The sequence below is a fragment of the Paenibacillus sp. ACRSA genome (genome assembly GCF_022346845.1).
Lineage (GTDB): Bacteria > Bacillota > Bacilli > Paenibacillales > Paenibacillaceae > Paenibacillus.
Genome location: NZ_JAKRNP010000002.1, coordinates 575,090 through 599,338 on the forward strand (window position 1 = coordinate 575,090; position 24,249 = coordinate 599,338).

24 protein-coding genes are annotated in these 24,249 nt (G+C 44.8%); all 24 read right to left on the reverse strand.

Annotation, left to right across the window (positions count from 1 at the left end; translation table 11 throughout):
• Positions 1–115: 115 nt before the first annotated feature.
• Positions 116–1,573: a nicotinate phosphoribosyltransferase gene (locus MH215_RS07545; protein WP_239289461.1), complete on the reverse strand. Its 1,458-nt coding sequence runs from the start codon at positions 1,571–1,573 to the stop codon at positions 116–118.
• A 192-nt stretch (positions 1,574–1,765) separates the two neighbouring features.
• Positions 1,766–2,326 (reverse strand): cysteine hydrolase family protein, encoded by a 561-nt coding sequence (locus tag MH215_RS07550; protein ID WP_239289463.1) that lies wholly within the window; start codon positions 2,324–2,326, stop codon positions 1,766–1,768.
• A 65-nt stretch (positions 2,327–2,391) separates the two neighbouring features.
• Positions 2,392–3,195: an NUDIX hydrolase gene (locus tag MH215_RS07555; protein ID WP_056700728.1), complete on the reverse strand. Its 804-nt coding sequence runs from the start codon at positions 3,193–3,195 to the stop codon at positions 2,392–2,394.
• A 58-nt stretch (positions 3,196–3,253) separates the two neighbouring features.
• The gene (locus tag MH215_RS07560; protein ID WP_239289465.1) at positions 3,254–3,679 is read right to left on the reverse strand and encodes a PaaI family thioesterase; all 426 of its coding nucleotides are present in this window, start codon (positions 3,677–3,679) and stop codon (positions 3,254–3,256) included.
• A 201-nt stretch (positions 3,680–3,880) separates the two neighbouring features.
• Positions 3,881–4,294, reverse strand: a complete 414-nt coding sequence (locus MH215_RS07565) for a YlbF/YmcA family competence regulator (protein ID WP_275446044.1) — start codon at positions 4,292–4,294, stop codon at positions 3,881–3,883.
• Positions 4,295–4,614: 320 nt separating this feature from the next.
• Positions 4,615–6,171 (reverse strand): tRNA (N6-isopentenyl adenosine(37)-C2)-methylthiotransferase MiaB, encoded by a 1,557-nt coding sequence (gene miaB, locus MH215_RS07570; protein ID WP_056700721.1) that lies wholly within the window; start codon positions 6,169–6,171, stop codon positions 4,615–4,617.
• Between the two features lie 306 nt (positions 6,172–6,477).
• Complete coding sequence (gene pduL, locus MH215_RS07575; RefSeq protein ID WP_017689107.1) at positions 6,478–7,050, reverse strand: phosphate propanoyltransferase; 573 nt, start codon at positions 7,048–7,050, stop codon at positions 6,478–6,480.
• A gap of 284 nt (positions 7,051–7,334) precedes the next feature.
• Positions 7,335–8,312, reverse strand: a complete 978-nt coding sequence (locus MH215_RS07580; protein WP_239289467.1) for a dipeptidase — start codon at positions 8,310–8,312, stop codon at positions 7,335–7,337.
• A 90-nt stretch (positions 8,313–8,402) separates the two neighbouring features.
• Positions 8,403–8,663 (reverse strand): stage V sporulation protein S, encoded by a 261-nt coding sequence (locus tag MH215_RS07585; protein WP_019005392.1) that lies wholly within the window; start codon positions 8,661–8,663, stop codon positions 8,403–8,405.
• A 117-nt stretch (positions 8,664–8,780) separates the two neighbouring features.
• The gene (locus MH215_RS07590; RefSeq protein ID WP_239289468.1) at positions 8,781–9,575 is read right to left on the reverse strand and encodes a TIGR00282 family metallophosphoesterase; all 795 of its coding nucleotides are present in this window, start codon (positions 9,573–9,575) and stop codon (positions 8,781–8,783) included.
• Positions 9,576–9,683: 108 nt separating this feature from the next.
• Positions 9,684–11,225 (reverse strand): ribonuclease Y, encoded by a 1,542-nt coding sequence (gene rny, locus MH215_RS07595; protein ID WP_239289469.1) that lies wholly within the window; start codon positions 11,223–11,225, stop codon positions 9,684–9,686.
• A gap of 306 nt (positions 11,226–11,531) precedes the next feature.
• Complete coding sequence (locus tag MH215_RS07600; RefSeq protein ID WP_239289470.1) at positions 11,532–12,272, reverse strand: regulatory protein RecX; 741 nt, start codon at positions 12,270–12,272, stop codon at positions 11,532–11,534.
• Between the two features lie 445 nt (positions 12,273–12,717).
• Positions 12,718–13,782 carry a recombinase RecA gene (gene recA, locus MH215_RS07605; RefSeq protein ID WP_275446018.1) on the reverse strand — a complete coding sequence of 355 codons (1,065 nt, stop codon included), beginning with the start codon at positions 13,780–13,782 and terminating at the stop codon, positions 12,718–12,720.
• Positions 13,783–14,023: 241 nt separating this feature from the next.
• Positions 14,024–15,280: a competence/damage-inducible protein A gene (locus MH215_RS07610; protein ID WP_239289471.1), complete on the reverse strand. Its 1,257-nt coding sequence runs from the start codon at positions 15,278–15,280 to the stop codon at positions 14,024–14,026.
• 106 nt (positions 15,281–15,386) lie between these two features.
• Complete coding sequence (gene pgsA, locus MH215_RS07615; protein WP_056700707.1) at positions 15,387–15,974, reverse strand: CDP-diacylglycerol--glycerol-3-phosphate 3-phosphatidyltransferase; 588 nt, start codon at positions 15,972–15,974, stop codon at positions 15,387–15,389.
• Between the two features lie 325 nt (positions 15,975–16,299).
• Entirely contained in the window at positions 16,300–16,791 is a 492-nt protein-coding gene (locus MH215_RS07620; RefSeq protein WP_056700705.1) for a YajQ family cyclic di-GMP-binding protein, read from the reverse strand.
• A 158-nt stretch (positions 16,792–16,949) separates the two neighbouring features.
• Entirely contained in the window at positions 16,950–17,114 is a 165-nt protein-coding gene (locus tag MH215_RS07625) for a hypothetical protein (RefSeq protein WP_164848671.1), read from the reverse strand.
• Positions 17,115–17,187: 73 nt separating this feature from the next.
• Positions 17,188–18,222 carry a helix-turn-helix domain-containing protein gene (locus tag MH215_RS07630; RefSeq protein WP_239289473.1) on the reverse strand — a complete coding sequence of 345 codons (1,035 nt, stop codon included), beginning with the start codon at positions 18,220–18,222 and terminating at the stop codon, positions 17,188–17,190.
• A gap of 194 nt (positions 18,223–18,416) precedes the next feature.
• Positions 18,417–19,184, reverse strand: coding sequence for a DUF3388 domain-containing protein (locus MH215_RS07635; RefSeq protein ID WP_056700702.1), 768 nt, complete (start codon positions 19,182–19,184; stop codon positions 18,417–18,419).
• 198 nt (positions 19,185–19,382) lie between these two features.
• Complete coding sequence (locus MH215_RS07640; RefSeq protein ID WP_145046389.1) at positions 19,383–19,646, reverse strand: DUF3243 domain-containing protein; 264 nt, start codon at positions 19,644–19,646, stop codon at positions 19,383–19,385.
• A 119-nt stretch (positions 19,647–19,765) separates the two neighbouring features.
• Positions 19,766–20,539: an elongation factor P 5-aminopentanone reductase gene (gene ymfI / locus MH215_RS07645; RefSeq protein WP_056700700.1), complete on the reverse strand. Its 774-nt coding sequence runs from the start codon at positions 20,537–20,539 to the stop codon at positions 19,766–19,768.
• 1 nt (position 20,540) lies between these two features.
• Positions 20,541–21,821 carry an EF-P 5-aminopentanol modification-associated protein YfmH gene (gene yfmH / locus MH215_RS07650; RefSeq protein ID WP_239289475.1) on the reverse strand — a complete coding sequence of 427 codons (1,281 nt, stop codon included), beginning with the start codon at positions 21,819–21,821 and terminating at the stop codon, positions 20,541–20,543.
• Between the two features lie 3 nt (positions 21,822–21,824).
• Positions 21,825–23,105, reverse strand: coding sequence for an EF-P 5-aminopentanol modification-associated protein YfmF (gene yfmF / locus MH215_RS07655; protein WP_239289477.1), 1,281 nt, complete (start codon positions 23,103–23,105; stop codon positions 21,825–21,827).
• Positions 23,106–23,322: 217 nt separating this feature from the next.
• Positions 23,323–24,150 (reverse strand): spore cortex-lytic enzyme, encoded by an 828-nt coding sequence (gene sleB / locus MH215_RS07660; RefSeq protein WP_239289479.1) that lies wholly within the window; start codon positions 24,148–24,150, stop codon positions 23,323–23,325.
• Between the last annotated feature and the right edge of the window lie 99 nt (positions 24,151–24,249).

The following is a 24,249-nucleotide window of genomic DNA, read 5'->3' on the forward strand; positions in this document are numbered from 1 at the left end:
ATGACCTCTTAGGTTCAATACCACGCTCGCCAAATTACCAGGGAAAGAACACGCAGATGAAAAAAAGGCATAAGCCGAGTAACTCCCCGGTTATGCCTTACTCTATGATTAGGCGCTATTCCTCTGTGAATTGAACATGTTCTGCAATCAGCTTCTGTTTCATATTCCAAGCTGCCGGGCTGATGTTCACACGATAAATCTCTGGATTGAGCTTCCGCTGATATTCTGGCCAGAACAGATTCATCTGTTCGCGATGATAGCTACGAATCTCATCCAAGGTTGGTAACTCGTATACTTTGCGTCCATTCACGAAGATAGGCTCTAACATGTTAACTGCTTCGTAGCGGGTCACCGTCTTCTTCAAATACGGGTGTAGCGGGTTGAACAGCTTGAGCGGTCCACCTTGCAATGGCTGCTCTTCACCTGGATAACAGATATAGTCCGCGATTGCTTTGCCATGTTTCGGATCAATGATCCGGAACACTTCCTTTTTACCTGGTGTGGATACTTTTTCGGGGTTGGCTGATATTTTAAGCGTAGGTAGCATCTCACCACCATCAACTTCACGTTCTACCAGCTTATATACGCCGCCTAGTGAAGGCTGGTCAGATGCCGTAATCAGTTGTGTACCGACGCCCCAAGTATCAATGCGTGCTCCTTGAGCTTTAAGGTTGAAGATGGTGTTCTCATCCAGATCGTTGGAGGCTACAATTTTCACATAATCCAGACCTGCTTCATCCAGCATTTGACGTGCTTGAATCGATAGATATGCTAAGTCACCACTATCCAGACGAATCGCATTCATTCTCTTGCCTTGACTCTCCAGCATTTTAGCTGTTTTGATCGCATGAGGCACACCGCTATTCAGCGTATCAAACGTATCTACCAGCAGTGTTACCTGATCTGGTAATACTTTGGCATACACGTCAAAGGCCTCCTGCTCGCTCATGAAGCTCTGTACCCAAGAATGCGCATGTGTTCCTGCTGTTGGGATTCCAAAACGCTCTCCTGCCAGCATATTAGATGTGGCATGGAACCCAGCAACATAAGACGCACGTGCTCCCCAGATCGCCGCATCCGCTTCCTGTGCACGTCTTGTTCCGAATTCGAGCAAGGTATCTTGGCTTGCTACTTGCTTGATCCGCGATGCCTTTGTAGCAATCAATGTTTGATAATTCATGAAGTTAAGTATCGCCGTCTCCACAAGTTGCGTCTCCATAATAGAGCCTTCTACCCGAATAAGCGGTTCATCAGGGAATACGATTGCCCCTTCCTTCATCGAATGAATTGTGCCCTGAAATGAAAACTGGAGCAATTCTTCCAGAAAGACAGGATCGTAATTTTCCTCTTGTTTCGATAAATACTTGATGTCGTCCATGTTAAAGCGAAGTTGGCTGATGTAATTCACAATGCGTTCCAATCCGGCAAAAACAGCATATCCGTTTCCAAACGGAAGCTTGCGGAAATACGCTTCAAATACCGCTTTTCGCTTGTGAGTTCCATTCACCCAGTGGGCATACATCATATTGATCTGATATTTATCTGTATGTAAAGCCAGGCTAGTCGTCTGCATTTGTCTCATCCTCTCTGACTTCCGCTCATGTTCATAGGCATTACCTTTGAACACAGGTTAACATGTGGAGACTCTCTTCACGATTACATAACATTAACCATGTCGTTGTGAATCCAAAAAAGTCTCCGGTTTATTTCATTCACCATATTTAACGCCAATCTAACATAATTACAGCTCGCAGGGTTCATTAAGCTATCGGGCAAGAATAGTCTCTCTTGCTTTCACGACTTGAGCCCCCAGACTCGAACGGAAGTGTCCTAGTGCCCACTCATGTCCAGCAGCATTAAAACTGGCTACAGCATCCTCATACACCGTGATGTGAAAGCCTTTGTTGTAGGCATCCACCGCTGTATGTAATACACATATATCGGTACACACACCTATGAGTGCAATATCTGTAATTCCGCGTTCCCTAAGCCTAAGCTCCAGATCTGTTCCACAGAAGGCACTATATCTCGTCTTATCCATCCAACGAATATGCTCTTTCCGATCCTCCATCACTTGGGCTAAGCGTCCATATAGTAGCCTTCCCTCTGTATCCCTAATGTTATGAGGCGGAAAAAGTGTTGTTTCCGGATGGTACGGATCATTCTGTTCGTGCAAATCTACAGCCATAATGACTTCATGCTTATGATCACAGTAATTCTCAGTAATTGCAGCTACAGTCTCTTCAATCTCAACTGCCGGCCCACCAACAGGCAAAGCGCCTGTCACAAAATCTCGGGTAAAATCGATGACAATCAATGCTTTCATCGTCTGCACTCCCTTTATTTTGAGAATAGTCTGAGCCTGATTCAATCCTAAGTTAACTTGGCCAGTTAGGTATAAATGGATAAGCGAGGCACAAGTTCTGTGAAACGATAGAGCTGCGCCGGACGCTGTGAATATTGATTGGAACTGAGTAAGTTACCCTCTTCATCTCTTACTTCTTCTACGATCCCTTTACGGCTACGCGTTGAAGTAATCTTACGGATGAAATTCGGTTCTTCAAAATCAGGGACAACACTCTGAATGACCTGATATAATTCACTTAACGTAAAATCACGTGGAAGAAACTGACGTGCAATCGTCGTTTCCAGCATTTGTTGCTGAATCCGGCGATACGCATCTTCTATAATGGTTCGATGATCAAATGCAAGCTCAAGCTCCTCGAGCGCTTCTTGGATCGTAAAGAGTCCAACATCTTCTGCATCGTCTGCAGCCTGACGGTGTTCCAGCATCCATTCCTCCACCAGTGCAAAGAACGCATGTGAGATAATCCAACCCCGTGGATCACGCCCCGGTTGACTATATACATTCAGATATTCTAAATGTCCACCATCGACGCCTGTCTCCTCCATCAGTTCCCGCTTCGCAGCATCGTAGATAGACTCGTTCTCTTGACAAAACCCACCCGGTAGAGCCCATCTTCCCGCAAAAGGCCATCCTTTGCGTTTAATAAGCATAACCTTGAGTTCCCGAATAGGAAGGGTCTTCGTGACCGTCTTCCGCTCTCGTTTGGTCAAGGTGAACATGACGATATCCGCTGGCACGCCATCGGGAGTACGATATTTCTTGGAACTATAAGCACGAGCCGCTTGTTCATCGCTATCAGCATTTAAGTGTTCGTAGTTTTCGCTCATGGGCACCACCGACTATTTTCAATTTGATAATCTCATTATGACATAATAAAATCTTTTGTCAACCTTTGGATTCAGTAGTTTGCTTTCTAACCCCTGCAATACGGAATGTCGCTGTTGCCATACAACCGAGTGTACCGGTAGCGTCGCGAACCTCAGATTGTGCTGTAACGCTGCGCCCTGCTTGATGCAGTACCGTCGAGGTCACAATTAATTCCCCTTGTTTCATCGGAGCTAGAAAATGTACATTCAGATTCGTAGTTACACAACTGTCCACTGCCATTGCAGCGGTTGCCACCATTCCCATCGCCTGATCCATCAGAGATGTCAGCACACCTCCGTGGATAATACCCATGGAATTGGTATGGTGCTCACCTGCGGTGAGTCCAATTTGTACTTCTTTTTCATCACCTTTAATATATCGGCAGCCCAGGAAGCCCCAGAATCGCTCCTCGCCCTCTTCAACCATTTTGTCCAAAATACTCATTATTGATTTCCCCTTTATCCTCTTTGGTGTATATCGCTCTTGATGTCACACAAAATAACCCCACGAAGTGGAGCCTCTCAATATAATATCTAATTACATTCGAGTCTGTTCCTTGCTTCGTCCTATAAGAGGCTGTTCCGAAATTGAACACACATACTATACATCAAAAAGGCGCGGACTGCGTCCGCACCATTCTACAACTTAACCGCAGCTCGTCGGAGGTGAATCCGTGCCAGCTTCTACATTTACTTTCTCTGAGACTGTATCTCGAATAACAGAAATTACAAGCTGAAGCAAATAGTTAATATCACTCTGGCTTTGCTGGAATTCAGTTACCAATGGAATGCTGTCCAGTTCATCCTGCAAATCGGTAATTTCTTGTTCGATCTTGTTTACCATATCAGCATTTTTGAAACTTTCGAAGGCAACAATCTCTTTTTGCTTCTTCTTAATTGTTGCAATCAATTGCTGAATGCGCTCATGGTCGCGAATTTTGGATTCTGCCTGTTGAAACTGCCTAACTTCCTCGCTAGTTCCAAGCATATCCGCCAATTCTTTGGCTTTTCCCATAATATCGTCGCGTATGACCAGATTGCGCGTATCGTAGGTCGGCATACCATAATGGTTGTACTGCACTTGCTCCTGCGCCACTGAAATCGCTCCATTCTATGAGATAATATAAGATGGAATACACGCCCTGCACCGAGCCACAATGACTGCTTATGCAACGCTACAGTTTCGGATCGTTCTTTTGATCGCTGTTGTCCCTGTATTTTTTTGAATTTTTTGTTCAAAGGGTAAAATACAGTTACAAAGGCGAGCGCTTCGCTTCTCCAGAATCGATTCCGATCCTTCCGCTACATTTGCAGCATTAGCAAAGTGCACATCGCATCTTTCCATCTTATTGGGTTGTGGGTACTACTGATATTGTTATATTACTGGTTGGCAGCTACTGGCTCGTTGAGCAGGTTCCCGCGAATATAGAACGTCATCGGATCTGTGATCTCCACATGTACGAATGTACCGATCAAATCCTTAGATCCTTCAAAATGAACCAATTTATTGCTGCGCGTCCGTCCTGCCAGAACATTCGAATTCCGTTTGCTTTCCCCTTCAACGAGAACTTCTACCACTTTGCCACGCTGTTTCTCATTGCTGCTCTGGCTATACTCGTTGATCGTTTCATTCAACCGTTTCAGACGTTCCTTTTTCACTTCCATCGGTACATTATCTTCCATCACCGCCGCAGGCGTACCCTCACGCGGAGAGTAGATAAAGGTATATGCGAAGTCATAACCGACTTCCCGAACGAGTGACAATGTATCTTCAAACTGCTCATCCGTTTCTCCCGGGAAACCAACGATAATGTCGGTAGTCAAAACGACATCCGGAATGGCTGTTTTAATTTTGTTTGCAAGCTGCAGATAGTGTTCCCGATTATACTTCCGACTCATACGTTTGAGCACTTCGGTACTTCCTGATTGTACTGGTAGATGAATATGCTCAACCAAGTTTCCACCTTTGGCTAACACCTCGATCAGGCGATCATCAAAGTCACGTGGATGACTGGTTGTGAAACGTACCCGTGGAATATCAATCTTGCGAATGTCATCCATCAAGTCACCGAAGCTGTATTTCAGATCCGTAAAGTCTTTACCATAAGCATTTACGTTCTGACCAAGTAATGTAATCTCTTTGAATCCCTGTCTTGCCAGCTCTCGAACTTCAGCGATCACATCTTCTGGTCGTCTGCTCCGCTCTTTTCCTCGCGTAAATGGAACGATACAATATGTACAGAACTTATCGCAGCCGTACATAATGTTCACCCACCCACGCATACCTTCGCGTTTTTTCGGCAGATTCTCAATGATATCGCCCTCTTTGGACCATACTTCAACGACCATCTCTTTACTGAACAATGCTTCCTGAATCAGATGTGGCAATCGGTGTACATTATGCGTACCAAAGATCATATCGACGAAACCATGCTTCTGCATAATCCGATTAACGACGCCTTCTTCCTGAGACATACAGCCGCACACACCAAGCAATAGTCCTGGGCGTTCGAGTTTGAGCGTTTTCAGGTGCCCTAGCTCGCCGAATACTTTATCTTCCGCGTTTTCCCGAATCGCACATGTATTCAGCAGAATAATGTCTGCCTCTTTGCGATCTTCTGTGGACTGGTATCCCATGGATTCCAGTAACCCTTTGATCGTTTCAGAATCATGCTCGTTCATCTGGCAGCCATACGTATATACAATATAGTGTTTGCCTTTCCCTATGTTTTTCAGTTCATCTGGGATGGCGTTATCGTATAATACCTGTACGTCTTCCTTGCCCCGCTGTTTCTCCTGACGATGATTCGGCTCCGATTTGATATTGATGTCCCGGCCCCGAATTCGAATCTTTTTGCTGAATTCATCTTGCGAAATTACTTTGGCATCGGAGAAATCAAAATATTGGGAGTAATCCTTTTTTGAGTCTTTAGCCATTTCCTTCGGTCACTCCTTACAGCCTCTATTAATAAAAATTCGTTAGTTCATCTCTAGGTCGCATATAAGCTTTGCACTCCATAATTCAAAAGAGCATTACAGTAAATTATAACATGTATTGGGCTCTAGTTCCACATGCAAAGCGCACGCACCTTCTCCTCTAACAGATGACGAAAGAGTTTCCTGTCTGTGCTTCAAATGCAACAAAAAACCCGAGCCCCGCTGATGATCCAGCTATAAGGTGTACTCGGGTTGTTGTATGAATGGAGCGCCAAGGCCACTCCACAATTGACACATTACAAATGACTAGTCGATGATTTCAGCAGTATCGCCGTTACGTGCGCCAGCTGCATTTGCTTCATCTGTGTCAATATGCATGTCCAAAGCAAAGGAATCAGATACACGAGCCAGTACATTTTCCAATACCAGACCACGATCTCCGCCCAGACGAACTTTCAGCATTTGCTTGTCCTCAATGCCCCATTTTGCAGCATCGGACGTATGGAAGTGAATGTGACGAGCGGCAACAATAACGCCTTTATCGATCGTTACTTCGCCAGCTGGTCCTTTAATTGTAATGCCTGGTGTACCTTCAATGCTTCCGGACTCGCGTACAGGTGCTTTAACACCAATAGCGAAGGAATCCGTCATCGAAATTTCCAGTTGTGTTTCAGGGCGAACTGGACCAAGGATACGAACTTTATCAAACTGTCCTTTGGAACCAATCACAGCTACTGTTTCGTTAGCAGCGTATTGTCCAGGTTGGGACAGAGGTTTAAACTCAGTCAATTCGTAACCTTTACCAAACAAAATTTCAACGTGCTCTTGGGATACATGAATGTGGCGGGCTGATACGCCCACAGGTACTGTTTTACTCATTGTGAATTTCACTCCTTGTTTATCTATGGCCTCATTAGGCTCTTAACAATTCAATGGTATTATACTCCTTTTTGCAGTGAAATGAAAATGAACTGATGAAAATTCATGAAATACACTTATTTCACCTGGATTTAAACCTGTTTTTTTGGAAAATCTGTCGTTTGATAAAACCCTACTCTATCCCATCAATGGTTATGATCTTATAGCACGAGATAACATGTACCTTCTTTCTCAGACGCACACTTCTCTCAGATCATCATGCCCCTTATGACTTTGTTTAAACTTTAACGTTTCGCTACAGGTTCGATTTCAGGCAAATTTTTGCTCAGATAGCTCATACCGTTTCCCCAGATCCAGCCGCGAACCAAGGATTCATCGTAGTGCTTGCATAGTGTATTGATTAAGTTCGGGTAATGTCCTGCGTGTTCAAGCTGTTCGATATATGTAGGAATTCCGTCAAAATCAGACCCAAGCATCAAATGATGCTGACCACCCAGAGAGCAGATTTGTTCAATATGTGGCAATAAATGCTCAATCTTAACATCACCTTCCTGCTTCACAAACCAAGGAACAAACGTGAGTCCTATTCGGCCATCCCGTGTAATAATCGCACGAATCTGATCATCCTTCAGATTACGTACATTCGGACATACGGTAAAGCTGTTGGAGTGTGATGCAATAAAAGGACGTTCACTAAGATCGGCAAGTTCCCAAAATCCCTTTTCGCTTAAGTGTGACACGTCTAGCAACATGCCTATCTGATTACAACGTTGAACCAGCTGTCTGCCTTTCTCAGTCAGACCTGCACCCCGCTGTTCCATAATTCCATCTGCCGCCCAATTGGCATAATTCCACGTTATACCCACAATGCGAACACCCATCCGATAACAGATCTCTAGATAGAAGAGGTTTCCCTCCAGCCCATCCACACCCTCCAACGTAAGCAACCCCCATGGATGAGGCTGTCCTGCCTCCTGAGTGAGCTGTTCACGCCATAACAACGTCTGTGTGCCTTCTGCGCGTTCGTTATTACGTTCCACCTTAGTACGGTATATTTCCAACTGGCTCATGACATGTTCAAACTTACCTCTGCCCAACACTTCGGGTAAATACACAGCAAATGCTTGCAGTCCAATGTTGCCAGCCTGCAGTCGTTGCCAGTTCACATCAAGCTCTGGAGCATCTAGAAAGCAAATCCCCGGCTGTGTCAACATTTTGCTAAGCACATCACAATGATAGTCTGCTATGAGCCATTTTTTCATACGAATTCCCCCTTTTCCACGCTAATATAGTGAATAGAACGCAAAAAACCTGTCTACTTCGTAAACAGGTTTTTGCTAAGAATGCATGTATTATCTGGGCTCCACAATCAGCTTAATGGCCGTTCGGTCCTCACCGTCAATCACAATGTCTGTAAAAGCTGGAATACAAATCAAGTCAACTCCGCTTGGTGCTACAAATCCCCGGGCTATCGCTACCGCTTTAATGGCTTGGTTCAGTGCTCCCGCTCCAATGGCCTGCAGTTCAGCATTTCCACGTTCACGAAGAACTCCTGCAAGTGCGCCTGCTACGGAATTGGGATTGGACTTTGCTGAAACTTTTAATACTTCCATGGTAAGTACCTCCCTGGGAATGTTGAATGTTTGTTTCCACTTACTAGATGTTATTCGCGGGAGGCAAAAAAATTCCTTCTTTTTAGACGGGTTTCCTTGCAAAATGGGACATTGCCCCTATTCCATGCGCCACTCGTCTTCTGTCAGGCGGATTTTTTCAATTCGTGTTGCTGCACCTGTAGATTCGTCAATCTCGACCACTACGCCGTGAAAATGCCATTTGCCGTCGTCTACAACAAAGCGCACAGGCAGTTGTGTATAGAACTTACGGAGCACCGCTTCACGCTCCATACCAAGAATACCATCACGTGGCCCAACCATACCTGCATCTGTCAGGTAAGCTGTTCCACCTGGCAAAATGCGATCATCGTTACTCTGTACATGAGTATGTGTACCTACGACAAGAGACGCACGTCCGTCAAGATGCCATCCCATCGCGATTTTCTCCGAAGTCGCTTCAGCATGCATGTCAACGAGAATACAATTATAATCCTGACGTAGCTCATCTACAATTTCATCAGCTACACGGAACGGGCAGTCTAGTGCAGGTAGGAAAGTCCGTCCTTGCAAGTTTACGATGGCAAGTTCTTTACCTTCGCCTTTGACCACAGTATACCCTCTTCCTGGTGTGCCAGGAGGGAAGTTCGCTGGGCGAATCATACGTGGTTCATCATCTATAAAATCAAAAATATCCTTGTTATCCCATGTATGGTTACCGAGGGTGATTCCATGCACACCCCAATTGAAAAATTCGTTAGCAATTGCACCTGTAATTCCTCGACCTGCGGCTGCATTTTCACCATTAACAATAATGACATGTGGTTTATATTTATTTTTCAGGTACGGAAGATTTTCTTTCAGTGCTTTCCGTCCAACGTTGCCTACAATATCACCAATAAACAGAACTTTCATGGTACTGCCTCCTTCATTCCCTACAAAGCTTCAGATTCCGACACTTGCAATACATGGTTATCAACAGGAAAAGTGGCCCATCACTGCGGCCACTTTTCCCAAAATACTCTATTTTGCGTATTCAACCGCACGGGTTTCCCGAATGACGGTGACTTTGATGTGACCTGGATAATCGAGTTCATTCTCGATCATCTTCGTAATGTCACGTGCGAGACGGAATGCTTCAGCATCGTCGATCTTCTCAGGCTGTACCATAACACGAACTTCGCGTCCAGCTTGGATAGCGTACGATTTCTCGACACCTTCGAACGATTCTGAAATCTCTTCCAATTTCTCCAGTCGTTTGATATACGTTTCCAGTGTTTCGCGGCGTGCACCTGGTCTTGCTGCGGAGAGCGCATCTGCTGCGCCAACCAGCATTGCAATAACCGAAGTTGCTTCGCAATCCCCGTGATGGGACGCGATACTGTTAATTACTACAGGATGTTCTTTGTATTTCTTCGCCAGTTCCACGCCAATTTCGACGTGTGATCCTTCCACTTCGTGATCCAGCGCTTTACCGATGTCATGCAATAGACCTGCACGTCTTGCCAGCGTTACGTCTTCTCCGAGTTCGCCAGCCATCAGCCCAGTTAAGTAAGCCACTTCCATAGAATGTTTCAAGACATTTTGACCATAACTTGTACGGAACTTCAGTCGTCCCAAAATTTTGATCAAGTCTGGGTGCAATCCATGTACGCCAACTTCAAAGGTTGCCTGCTCACCGTACTCACGGATACGCTCGTCCACTTCTTTACGAGACTTCTCAACCATTTCTTCAATACGTGCCGGGTGGATTCGTCCATCTGCCACCAATTTTTCCAGGGCAGTACGAGCGATCTCACGACGGATCGGGTCAAAGCCCGACAGAATAACTGCTTCTGGCGTATCATCGATAATGAGGTCAATCCCCGTAAGGGTTTCAAGTGCACGGATGTTGCGTCCTTCACGACCGATAATCCGGCCTTTCATTTCTTCATTCGGCAATGTCACAACAGATACTGTTGTTTCGGCAACGTGATCAGCCGCACAACGTTGGATAGCAAGCGTAATAATCTCGCGAGATTTCTTGTCCGCCTCTTCTTTCGCCTGCTGTTCGATGTCCTTGATCATTTGAGCCGTCTCGTGACGAACTTCCTGTTCTACGTTGGACAGTATGATACTGCGTGCATCCTCCATAGTGAGATTGGATATACGCTCCAATTCAGTCACCTGGTTTTTGTAGATCATTTCAATTTGCTGCTGTGTCTCATCAATACGTTTCTCTTTGTTAGCCACTTGCTCTTCTTTACGTTCGAGTGATTCCATCTTTTTATCCAGCGACTCTTCTTTTTGCAACAATCGTCTTTCTTGTCGTTGAATTTCGTTCCGACGTTCACGAGTGTCTTTTTCAGCCTCGGCGCGAATGCGATGAATTTCATCCTTCGCTTCCAGCACCGTTTCTTTCTTCAGTGCCTCTGCCTCTTTTTTCGCGTTCTCCACGATTTGTACGGCAGCTTGTTCCGCACTAGAGATTTTAGCCTCTGCAAGAGATTTGCGAATAAAATATCCTACTCCGAACCCAATGAATAGCGCGGCTACAACGAGAGCGATCATGATAGCAGTTTCCATACTGTTCACCTCCTCGTTGATTCCTCCAAGGCATTCCTTGGGTCAATTTCAGTTTTCAAGCCTTACATATGTTTGGGAATAAAGATTACCTACGGCGATCCCCCGCCGATTTTCATTTCAAGTGTACATGTTCACCACGTACTATTCGCTCTCAAGCGAACCCATAATCATGAATGGTTGAAATCTCAAGAACCGAAACCGCTTTTTTGGAAGGAAAAAGGGTTTCCATTTCAATAAGACTCATGTCCATTTTAGTATTTGACGAAAGAAATTGTCAAGAGAATGCGACATAGAGTGTCCTGTCTCCTAATCCCACAGTAAAGCGTCGTCATCATCAGGGTCTTTAGCCTCAGTTTCTTCAATTAAACAATTAACGACACGGCGCACCATATCCATCGGAAAACCACGCCGCATCAGAAAAGGAAGCGTTTTGCGTTTCTTCTCAGAAATGTCGCCTTTGACTTGATTCCACTTTTTGCGTCCTGCCGTCAAAGCAGTCTCAAATTCTGTATCCCCGCTCACGGTTTCCAAAGCTTCGGCAATTAGATCATTGGCAATGCCCTTCTGACGAAGTTCTTGCCTTATCCACAGTTTTCCCTTACGCTGACCCTCCATACGCTGACGTGTCCATTCCTTCGCAAATGCTTCATCATCAATCAATCTCTCCTGCTCCAGCCGATCCAACACCTCTTCAATCAACGGAGGCGCAAACTGCTTCTGCCGCAAACGCTGGCTTAATTCATGCCGTGTACGCGGCTTAAATTCGAGATAACGCAAAGACTGAACATATGTCTGTTGGCGCTCATCAGCCACAATGATTTCCTCAAGATCCTTTTTTATAAATGTGTTGCCCCGCATCAACCGATATTTAATCATTACATCTTCCAGAACAGTAATTGAGTGCATACCGAACTCGATACGATATCTCGCCACTCGTCCCTTCAGTAACCGCTCAACCCGTGTAATGGTCAACTCCTCATGATCGGGAAATTGGGAGATTCCCGTTAACTCTGCTTCTTCGAATAAATCCTCATCGTATTTGTCCATGCCTTAATCTCCTTTCATCGTTGCTATATAGGTTCAACTAAAGAAGTTTACACTTGTCACTTCGATGACAGAATAACCTTCCGATCACTGTTATCCCCAGATTTTTTGAATTCCCTTCTTCAAAGGGAAAATCCGGGGATAGATTATGCTTCCGATGTAGCTTTCTGTAAGAAAGCTTTCAGCCGAACGCTTCGCTTCTTCACGTTATTTCTGTCCTCTCCGTTCTCGTGTAAAAAGTTTAGTTGAACTTATATAGCTCTGCTCTCTACAGGAGATCAGATATTATTATAAAAGGCCGGGAGTTTAGCCCGGCCATATCTTATACAGTTAGCGTGCCAACAGCCCCTGTCCTATGGGACAGAGGCTGTTGGACAATGCGAGCCACAAACCTTATTTCCTGTGTATAGTCAAGTCACAATCAGACAAGCCTCAGGAGTTCAGTACATTACTCGTTAATTTCAAACAATTCTTGTTCTTCTGCTTCTTCTTTTTTCTGATCATCAGTCGTTGGAGCAGGGACTAGCGTCGTTAAATTGCTTGCTTCACGAATTTTTTGCTCAATTACTTGGGCAATTTCTTTGTGCTCTTTCATGAATTGCTTCGCATTTTCGCGACCTTGTCCTAGACGCTCGCCCTCATAGGAATACCATGCACCACTTTTGTTAACGATATCCAGTTCTGTACCAATGTCAATGATACTACCTTCTCTAGAGATACCCTCACCGTACATGATATCAACTTCAGCTTGTTTAAACGGTGGTGCTACTTTATTCTTAACCACTTTTATACGTGTACGGTTCCCGATGATGTCATTGCCTGACTTGATACTTTCAATCCGACGAACATCCAAGCGAACTGTGGAGTAGAATTTCAAGGCACGACCACCAGGTGTTGTTTCAGGGTTACCAAACATAACCCCAACTTTTTCACGAAGCTGGTTAATGAAGATTGCGATTGTTTTGGATTTGCTGATTGCACCCGACAATTTACGCAACGCCTGTGACATCAGACGTGCCTGCAAACCAACATGGGAATCCCCCATTTCGCCTTCAATTTCAGCTTTTGGTACCAATGCAGCAACGGAGTCAATAACGACAATATCCACAGCACCACTGCGAACGAGTGCTTCTGCAATTTCAAGCCCTTGCTCACCCGTATCTGGCTGAGACAGAAGCAATTCATCAATGTTAACACCAAGCTTACTTGCATATTGGGGGTCAAGAGCATGCTCGGCATCGATAAATGCAGCTTGTCCTCCTACTTTTTGCACTTCAGCAATCGCATGTAGTGCTACAGTTGTTTTACCAGAAGATTCAGGTCCATATATTTCAACAATCCGGCCTTTAGGCAAGCCGCCTGTTCCTAATGCAATATCCAGAGCCAAGGAACCACTGGGAATTATTTCCACTTGCATGTGGGTCGACTCACCCAGTTTCATGATGGATCCTTTACCAAATTGCTTCTCTATTTGACGGAGCGCCATATCAAGCGCGGCACGACGGTCTGACAATATGCTCACACCCTTTACTGTTTATAAGATAATGATACCTTGTTTTAACACGTTTGCCAAGCTTTTTTTCGAACATACATTCGTTTTTTTTTGTAAAGGCCGAGGCGCCTCTTCCTCAAGAAAACCTGGAATTAAACAGAAAAAAGAACCGTAAACAAGGCTACAGTGCCTGATTCTACGGTTCTTCCGTCTGTTAAAATTATACCTGTTTTGCACTGCAAAAGCAAACCAAGCGGAAGAACTAATCTAGTTCAACAAGCTTGCGCCACAATCGGTACAAGATAGATTTGGTCGAACGGATGCGAACCGTTTCCCGATTACCGTTAATACGTAATTCATGGATTTCCGTCTCTTTGCCGCGCTCAGCTAGAGCAATGAAGACAAGACCAGGTGGCTTACGCTCAGAATAACCCGGCCCTGCGACACCTGTAACAGCTAATCCAAAGTTAGCATCACCAATCATGCGCACCTGCTCTGCCAATACTTTAGCAACCTCAGGACTTACCGCTCCGGGCGCATCTTCACCCTCAAGATAATCATGAGGAACGTTCAGCAATTTTTCTTTCATCTCATTGGAATAACATACAATTCCACCTTTAAGAATAGCCGCACTGCCTGGAATGGATGTCAGGCTCTGCATGACAAGCCCGCCTGTGCAGCTCTCAGCAGCACTAAGAGTCAGACCCATATCAGCCATCATCGTAACGATCGTATACTCAATAGGCACATCCTCATTGGCGTACAGATGCTCTGGCAAACGCTCACGAATCTGAACTTCCATCGCATCCAGCTTAACCTGCGCCTCTCCCTCATTCGGTGCTTTGGTAGAGACACGCACAGTAACCTCCCCTTCGCTTGCATATGGTGCAATCGTAGGGTCTGTCTGTCCGTCGATCAGGTCAAGCAGACGATCCTCCAAAGCCGACTCCCCTATACCTGCAAACTTCAGCATTCTGGAATAGATCGGCATCTCTTCTGTCAGAACATGTTGGAAGAGCCATGGCTTAACCTCCTGCTCAAACATAGGAATCAGCTCTTTAGGCGGCCCAGGCATAACTACATAGTGTTTTCCATTGTCCGAGATGGCATTTCCCGCTGCAAGCCCCGTCTCGTTAGCTAGAGGTGTTCCCCCTTCAATAACAATAGCCTGACGGCGATTATTCTCGGTCATCGTAACATTTCGGTCCCTGAAAAATCCTTCTATTTTGTCCATCGCTAGTCGATCTATATGCAGCTTACGACCTAACACTTCAGCCAATGCATCCTTAGTTAGATCATCCTGTGTTGGCCCTATGCCACCGGAAAATAAAATGACATCTGCACGACTCTGAGCAATGCGGATTGCTTCACTAAGGCGACTTAGATTGTCCCCAACAACTGTTTGGAAATACACATCAATTCCGATCGCGGCTAATTCGCGAGACAAATATCTCGCATTGGTATTCACAATCTGTCCAAGCAATAGCTCTGTGCCAACCGCAATGATTTCTGCCTTCATTCTGTATCCTCCTGTGCACGCTGTGAGTATTCAAAGGGCAATAGGATGTTTTCCTATTGCCCTTAGTACAAATTGTTCCTTCTAAATTACCCGTTTTCCGGAACGATTACGCTTTTGATAAATTAAGCAAGTTTTTGTTTTTAATAAAATAATCAATTCCTGACCAGATTGTTATAATCGCTGCAGCCCACACTGCGATAACATCCACATGAACCCCTGTGTAAGAGAACGGGAAATTATTCAGCAGAAGCAGTACAATAGCTACAATTTGCACAACGGTTTTTAGTTTGCCCCAATTGCTTGCCGCTACAACAGATCCATCCAGCAATGCAATCTGGCGGAGACCTGTGACTGCAAATTCGCGGCTGATAATCACGACAGCGATCCAGGAATCTAACTTGCCCATTTCTACGAGCGAAATGAGTACAGCAGTCACCAACAGCTTGTCTGCCAAAGGATCAAGCAGCTTGCCAAGATTAGTAACCATATTGTTCTTACGTGCCAAGTAACCATCGATTCCATCTGTACTTGCTGCAATGAGAAAAATTACAGCCGCAATCAATTGATTATAAGGAAGCGAAAAGCTTCCAAGCTGCAACGGCTCTGGATAAAATGGAAAATCCACAAGCAGAAACACCATCAAAAAAGGGATTAAGCAAATTCGTGCAAGCGTAATCCGGTTGGGTAAATTCACAAGACGCCCTCCCTCTTATCCTCCAATAACTCCAAACACTCATCTTTATCCCAGACGCATCATCAGAAACTTGTAATTTGTACAGGCCACTTCAGCAACATACCTCACTATGTAAAAAACGCAAAAAATAAAGTCCACCGTTCAAACGTAAAAGCGTTTAAAACGTTCCGGTGACTTCCAGAAAATGTACTGCATATCACAAAGTCAGCAAACGATGATGACTGGGCTAATATGATGGATTGCCAGCAATGCACACTTAGTATAATATACGCCCATTGCAGTGTCAAAAAACGCTTGTAAATTTCAAGCGCCCTGAACGTATGGCTTATTTAAAGTTGGTATACTGCAGATCTAGTGGCAGATTTGCACCATTCAACAATTGCATTACCGCTTGCAAATCATTCTTACTTTTTCCAGTTACCCGTAGTTGATCACCCTGAATCTGGCTCTTCACCTTCATCTTGGAATCACGGATCAAAATATTGATTTTTTTAGCAATATCCTGGTCAATTCCTTGTTTGAAGCTCAGACGTTGACGAACGGTTCCCGAAGAAGCTGGTTCAACCTTGCCATAATCAATGTTCTTCAGCGGCAGCCCTCGTTTAGCCATCTTCGATTGTAACACATCAATGACAGACTTGAGCTTGGTCTCGTCATCAGACACAATTGTTAGAGCATCCTTATCCAATTTCAAGCTACTCTTGCTCCCCTTGAAATCATAACGTGTGCCTATTTCCTTTTCCGTTTGTGTTACGGCATTAGTCAGTTCCTGCAAGTCCATCTTGGACACGATATCAAAAGAATTTTCTGAACTCAAACCGGTCACCCTTTCAGTTATCATATGTTCTGTGTAACATTATAGAGGATACCCTATTGAAAAGTCTAATTTTAGAGAAGATAAACAACAGAAAAAGCATTCTTGACCCTCCATGATTGGCTGATCAAGAATGCTTTTTCTTACTGTTGTCTTATAGCTTAATACCTGCTGCGGTTTGGTTGTCTGAACATATCAAGCACACCCAAAATCACATGTGCAAGTCCAAAGCCCAAAATTCCGTAACCCCAAGCGCTCGGGGTTAAATAGTACCCCAGGAGGCTGACAATAATCCCTAAACCTGTTACGATCCAGCTGACTGTCATAGCCTTCCACCTCGCTTTACCGAAGATTAACTGCAAGTTAAGACAACATTAGTGTCCCCCGCAGTGACTTCGGTTATTCGCCAGTGGCTGTGCCTTCGCTTCCGTCCGTTGATGTAGAGTCTACACTATCCGTTGTTGTGGTAGCAGCATTGTCATCCCCAAGCTGTAAACGGATCCGATTCGTGGCTTTACCGTCTGTTACCACTTGTCCGCCTACCTCAATAGTCGTCGCTGAAGCACGACCGGATTTAATGTAAAGACCTGTGCTATCCAGATTAAACGTAAATGAGTTTCCATCAGCAGTCATACCGAACTGCAGTTTTTCGCCGCTGGAATTTTCACCTTTGTACACCTCAAGCCAGCTCTCACCTGAAGCATTAATCGTTACCGTCACAGGCTGTCCTGCACTTCCACTCACTTTAAAGTTTGTGATATTGCCTGATTTGCCATCTTCAGTCACAGCTACCCCTGTAGGTGGACTGGTAGGCTCCTCCTCTGCGTCCTCTGGCGTTTGGCCTTCAGAATCATCGGTTTGTTCACCTGTCTGTCCCGTATCTTCTTGACCTCCACCGTTACCGCCTGCAGTACCTTCATCTCCACCTGTTTCCGTAGATGGTGGATTAGCCGCCTGTCCGTTATCCGCAGGTTGATCTGGCTTATCATCTGGTTGTTGCTGGCTATCTGTAATCTTTGTATCATCCAGACTTGGAGTTTCATCTCCACCCTTGCCCGAAGACCAAAAGGCATAAAGCAACACCAGAATTAACAACGGGAATGTCCACATTAAAGCGACTGACATCCAACGAGTGTTCCGCTCGACCGGACGACTGGAACGCTTCTGAATAACAGGCTCCATAGTCGCTTCAGCTTCCTCTGCCGGTACATCCTTTTTGTGACCCTCTAACAGCTCATCAGGGTTCAGTCCAACCGTTTCCGCATAGGTTTTAATGAACGCACGCACATAGAAGCTACCTGGAAGCACCTTGTAATCCCCTGCTTCTATTGCCTCCAAGTACCTTTTGCGAATTTTAGTCATTTCCTGTACGTCGTCAAGACTCATCCCTTTTTGCAGCCGGGCCTCTCTCAACTGCTGACCCAGTTCAGACATGCCATCTCCTCCTTCAGTTTTTCTTTTTCTCTTTAGTCAGCATTTTGCATCATTCGATCCCACATGCTCAAGGGTACAAGATCTAGACGAAAAACGAAGTCTCCCCTAGATCCTATGGGTTTGATAGTTGATCTTTCGGATTGTGCAAAATGCTCTAGTTGGTGCTAATCTATTTCATGATCTTTCACGCAGCCTTACAGTTCATCGGTGTAGCTGGCCGTAAACGTATCATAAATAATTTCTTCGCCTGGATTGTTCCGAAGCTCGATGATAATGTCAAAATCATTATAATCATACTCAGATTCCTGTACAAAAATATCTGGATGCTCAATGACCTTAGTACTTGGCATCGTCATGATATCCTGTAACAAGTTATAGTGCCGTTCGCTCGAACGAATTGTACTAACAATACCATCGATGATAAATACATTGTTTGGATTCATTTCGTCCTCGGACAGTTGACTCCTTATGGTCTGACGAAGGAGGGTAGACGACACAAAGGTCCAACGTTTCATCGCACACACACTACCGGCAATAATGGATTCCGTTTTCCCTACGCGTGGCATACCGCGTAGCCCGATAACCTGATTACCTTCCCTTTTAAATACTTCACCCAAAAAGTCCACAAGTAACCCAAGTTCATCGCGTGTAAAGCGAAATGTTTTACGATCATCAGAATCACGATCGATATATCGACCATGACGAACAGCCAGTATATCAACTAGCTTCGGTTGGCGCAAAGCTGACACGGTAATGCTGTTAACCTTAGCAAGCATCTCGCCTAATAGACGAATCTTCTCATCATCATCCGATTCAAGAAGCATACCACGAGTTTTCCCCTCAACACCATTGATAGTCAATATATTCACTTCAAGCATCCCCAGCATGGAGGCGATATCCCCCAAAAGGCCGGGTCTGTTCTTATGTATTTTGTATTCCATATACCATTGTTTAGATTCCATTTGAACACCCCGTAATGCATTATTCCACATTATTCGACAGCAACAGAACGCGTCCTTGAGACGGCAAACTGAGTCATCTTCTAAAAATGGGTCACGTTAATGATATATAAAATGAAAATGAATTACAAGAACAGGTCTGTAATCAGTCTGTAATCATTAGAGAAAAGCCCCCTTGCGGGAGCTCTCCATCTGCAAAACTTATGCGTTTTGTTTGGCCAGTTTGACCATCAGGCACGCGATCGTGCGACGCTCATCTGCATCGCCGACATCCCATAATTCCTTCAATGCGCGGTTGGAATGGTTCGCCGGATCGACCTTCTCATCCAGAAAGTCACCGATCTCGTAGGCAAGTTTGTTGATGGTATCTTCACTCATACCCATCTTCTCTGCTTGCAGTACGCGATCACCTAAGAACTTCTTCCAAGTGTCAAAGTTAGAGACCACTGTTTTTTCTGTTGACATGATAAATCCTCCTTAGCTGTCGCATGAGATTTAAAATCAACAGTTGTAATATGTGCTTTCCGCACATTTTATATACAGGGTAAATCATCCAGCTTAGCTTAGTCTTATATCCAAGCGTATTAAGTAAGCCAGCCTCCGTTAGGGCTAATGATCTGACCATTAATATATCCGGACTCTGGCAAGGCGAGGAAATAAACCAGTGACGAAATTTCATCAGGCTGAGCAAGTCTGCCAGCGGGAATCTCCTCTTCTAACATTTTCAACTCATTCTGATCTAGATGGTCTAACATCGAAGTCTGAACCGCCCCGGGAGCGACCGCATTTACGGTCACCCCAGATGGTGCAAGCTCTTTAGCTAACGCCTTGGTAAAGGCATTTAAGCCTCCTTTAGTCGTGGAATACAAAACTTCACAGGAGGCACCTGACAACCCCCATATGGATGACACGTTAATAATTCGTCCATATCGTTGTGAGATCATATGTGGCATCATTTCCTGTGTACACATAAATGTACCTTTCAGATTGATTGCCATCACTTCATCCCATATTTCTTCCGTGACATCTGCGAGCATTCCATAATGGGATATCCCTGCGTTGTTGACCAGTATGTCAGGCATAAGCCCGTGACTTTCCAGCTTCTCTCGCATACGTCCAATCTGTTCCCGACTGCGAAGATCCGCAGATACCGTCATTACCTTGCCACTACCTTGCTCCATACATCTTCTAGCCGCTTCATTGGCTGCTTCATGTGATTTCATGTAGTGGATTACTACATTCATGCCAACTCTCGCAAAGCGCTCTGCAATGGCTGCTCCAATGCCTCCACTCGCACCAGTAACCAGCACCGTCATTTCTCCAATCGGCTTCAACATTTGTCCTGTTCCCCTCTCCATGTTAAGGACTTACGACAAGCGATACCGCTAGTTGATCCCAACGAATATGTTCTTTTAATCTGTCATTTACTTCTTCCAAGGTAAGGGATTCATACACCGGTAACATGTTGAAGAAGTCCCCTCCGCGGAATTGTTGACGTGTAAACTCATGTGCAATGTTCTCTGGTGAATTCAGCATTCGTAAATATCCACCTATTTTCTTTTTGCGAGCCCGCTCAAAATCAGATGCTTCAAATCCTTTTGCCACGATAGCATCGACTTCTTCACGGATTCGGGCGAGCAGCAGATCTGGATCCTTCGTATCACCACCAATAGCCGAGAATGCATACTGCGGCGAGCTGTTGTATTCAAATCCGAAACTATCTGAGATCAGATCTTCATCATACAGCTTCTGGAACAGTGGTGTACTGGAGCCAAAGAGTAGATCCATCATTAATTGGGTAGCCATGTCACGACGCAGCAATTCTTCTCCAGTGAATCCGACCTCTGTTTCCTTGAAACCGAAGAGACACTTAGGCAAGGATACAGCGAGTTTGGCTTCCCGTCTGGCCTCCCCTACTTGCTCTGGTTCATCCTCGAACAGACGCTCTATCTGTCCTTGGGACTCAAAGCTTTTCTCCGCCTGGTTCCTACGAACCAGTTCCATCACTTCTTCTGGGTCTACTCCACCAACAACGAACAAGAGCATGTTACTCGGATGGTAGAAAGAATGGTAACAGTTGTATAACGTTTCCTTTGTGATCCCGCTTATGGATTCAACGGTACCCGCAATGTCGATATGCACAGGATGATTCTGATACATGGCTTCAATTAAGCCAAAGTAAACACGCCAATCGGGATTATCGGAGTACATATTAATTTCTTGGCCGATAATACCTTTTTCCTTGTCCACATTTTGATCCGTAAAATAAGGATTTTGCACAAAATTGATTAATGTTTGTATATTTTCGTTAATATGCTCTGTGGCAGAAAACAAATAAACGGTCTGATCGAAGCTGGTAAATGCGTTCGCCGAAGCACCATTAGACGCAAAAGTAGCAAAAATATCACCCGTGGGCTCTTCAAACATTTTGTGCTCCAAAAAGTGAGCAATGCCATCAGGCACTTTCACCTCTTCTTGTCCCTCAACCCGGAAATGATTATCGACCGATCCATATTTCGTAGCAAATGTAGCATACGTTTTCTGGAATCCCGGCTTAGGCAATAAATAGACATGCAGTCCATTTTCCATGACATCGTAATACAGCGTTTCCTGCAAATGTTCATATTTTATGCTCTCCACCGGTTATTCCTCCTTCTCATCACGCAAGAAATAAATCGTATCCAGACGGAACTTCTCTGCTGCTTGTTGAACATCAACTTTGCTAATGGACTCCACTTGGTTCAACAATTCTTCAACTGTACGATCTTTCCCTGATAATTGGCGATTAAAATCATAAGCGATCATCTCGTAGGCCGAATCCTGCATCTCTTTCAAAAGGTTGCGAATCATCGCCTTGGTCTGCGACATTTCCAGATCCGTGATTGCTCCACTTTTCATTTCTTCTAGCTGCTGTTTAATAATGGTCACAGCCTTCTCATAATTGGGGATTTCGATGCCTGATTGAATGGTTGCAATCCCCTTATGACCGTCATAGCGTGAAGAAGCGTAATAAGCTAAACTTTCTTTTTCACGAACATTAACGAACAATTTCGAATGTGGATACCCGCCCAAAATACCATTGTACAGCAACGCTGATGCATATTCAGGGTCTCTGTACGTGATTGATGTCCGCAATCCCATATTAAGTTTACCTTGACTGACACTCATTCGTTCAACCACTGTATTGACTTCATTATCTCCGACAGAAGCTTCTTGCGCATGATAGTCAGCAGACGTTACTCGCTCCACATTAAAATGTCGCTCGACCAGGTTCTCCACTTCTTCCAACGTTGTATCTCCAACCACATATAGATCCGTACTTGCATCCTGCAACCATGATTGATATGAATTTGTCAAACCCTGAGGTTCGATAGTAGAAAGATCTTTGCGCTCACCCAACGGATGCAGACGGTAAGGCTCATGCTTACACATCTCCTCAATGCTTCGCTCTGCAGCGTAACGCATTTTATCATTCACGATGGATTCTAGCTTTTTGCGAACCGTTTCACGCTCGGCTTGTACATAAGACGATCTGAAATGTCCGTTCTCCTGAGCCGGGCGGGTGAGCACTTCCCCTAGAAAAGCAAACGAACGATCTAGCAGCTGCTCATCTCCACCTACAAACGAATCATTAATGGTATCCATCCGAAATTGTACAATCTGATAGTCTCCGCGTTTATATACGTCAAACCCAAATCCAGCACCATACAAATGTTCCAGTTGTTCACGGAACTGCGTTGTTTCAGGATATGATTCTGTTCCCCGTCGAAGTACAAAAGGGGTTAAAGCCACCTTTGTAACTGTATCTTCTTGTAAAGGAACCCCTGCGTAAAGCGATATAGCGAATGTCTTGAAACGTTTCGTAGGCAGTACATGTATACGAAATTGTTTCCGACTTCCTCGTTCAAAGCCTGATGTATTCAACTGTCAAAACCCCTTTACGGCGTCATTTATCATGCACGATTGAGTGGTGATGCTAAGTGTAGCAAATCTTAAGCGTATCAACCATTTTAACCCATCCAAAAGCCAAGAAGCAACCAAAGACACGCCTTCTGGTTGCTTCTTGAGAACATTCAAAACGTCTGTATTCCCCTATTTCTAAATATTAAGAAATGGACTTCAAGACGCTCCTTCTAGATCATCACATACAGAAGATGTGCTGACCGATTGTTTTCACCTGAGGGCGAGTCCAGATCCATTTCGATGTTGCTGTCTTCGGATTAAAATAATACAGACATCCACCCGATGGATCCCAGCCATTCATTGCTTGTTCAACAGCCTTACGCGCTTGCGCATTAGGCTCTAAATAAATCTGACCATCCGCTACCGCAGTAAACGCACCAGGTTGGAAGATCACTCCTGACGGTGTACTTGGAAAGCTCGGTGAGTTGACACGATTCAATATTACTGCTGCTACAGCCACTTGACCTTCAAATGGTTCGCCTCGCGCTTCTCCATATACGGCATTCGCCATAATTTTGAGTTCATTCTCGGAAAGTCCCATCGTGTTGGCTGAACCCATATCACTCTGTTCTTGATTAGCCGAATCCGCATTCCCTTTTTTATTTCCAGCCGGCTGTTTATGCAAAGGAGGCTCAGTAGGTGACCACTGCTTGGTTGCATTGTACAGCTTCAATTTGGTCTTAGCGCCAACGACTCCATCTGCTTTCATTCCGAATTCGGACTGAAACCACTTTACAGATTTTAACGTGCTACTGCCAAAATTACTGTCAATTTTACCATTGTAGAATCCGAGATACTTCAGTCTACCCTGTAACTCATAGACATCCTGACCATAGCTCCCATACTTGACAGCATTACTACTAAAGGTGGGCATAGCCGTCTCTTCCGTTTGCGGCTTACTTGGGCTAGTACTTTCAGTTGCCGCATTGTGAGGGAGCAAATAACGAAGTCCCAATGCGGACATCAGCAAAATAGCAGTGAAAAGCCATATGTTCATTTTTCGCATCGATTGTGCTCTACCTTTCTCTTGTGGGATTAACAGAATCGCTAAGCTTATTATGACAAGCCTGCCTGTTTCCTATGCACCAATTCTCCCGAGGATTGG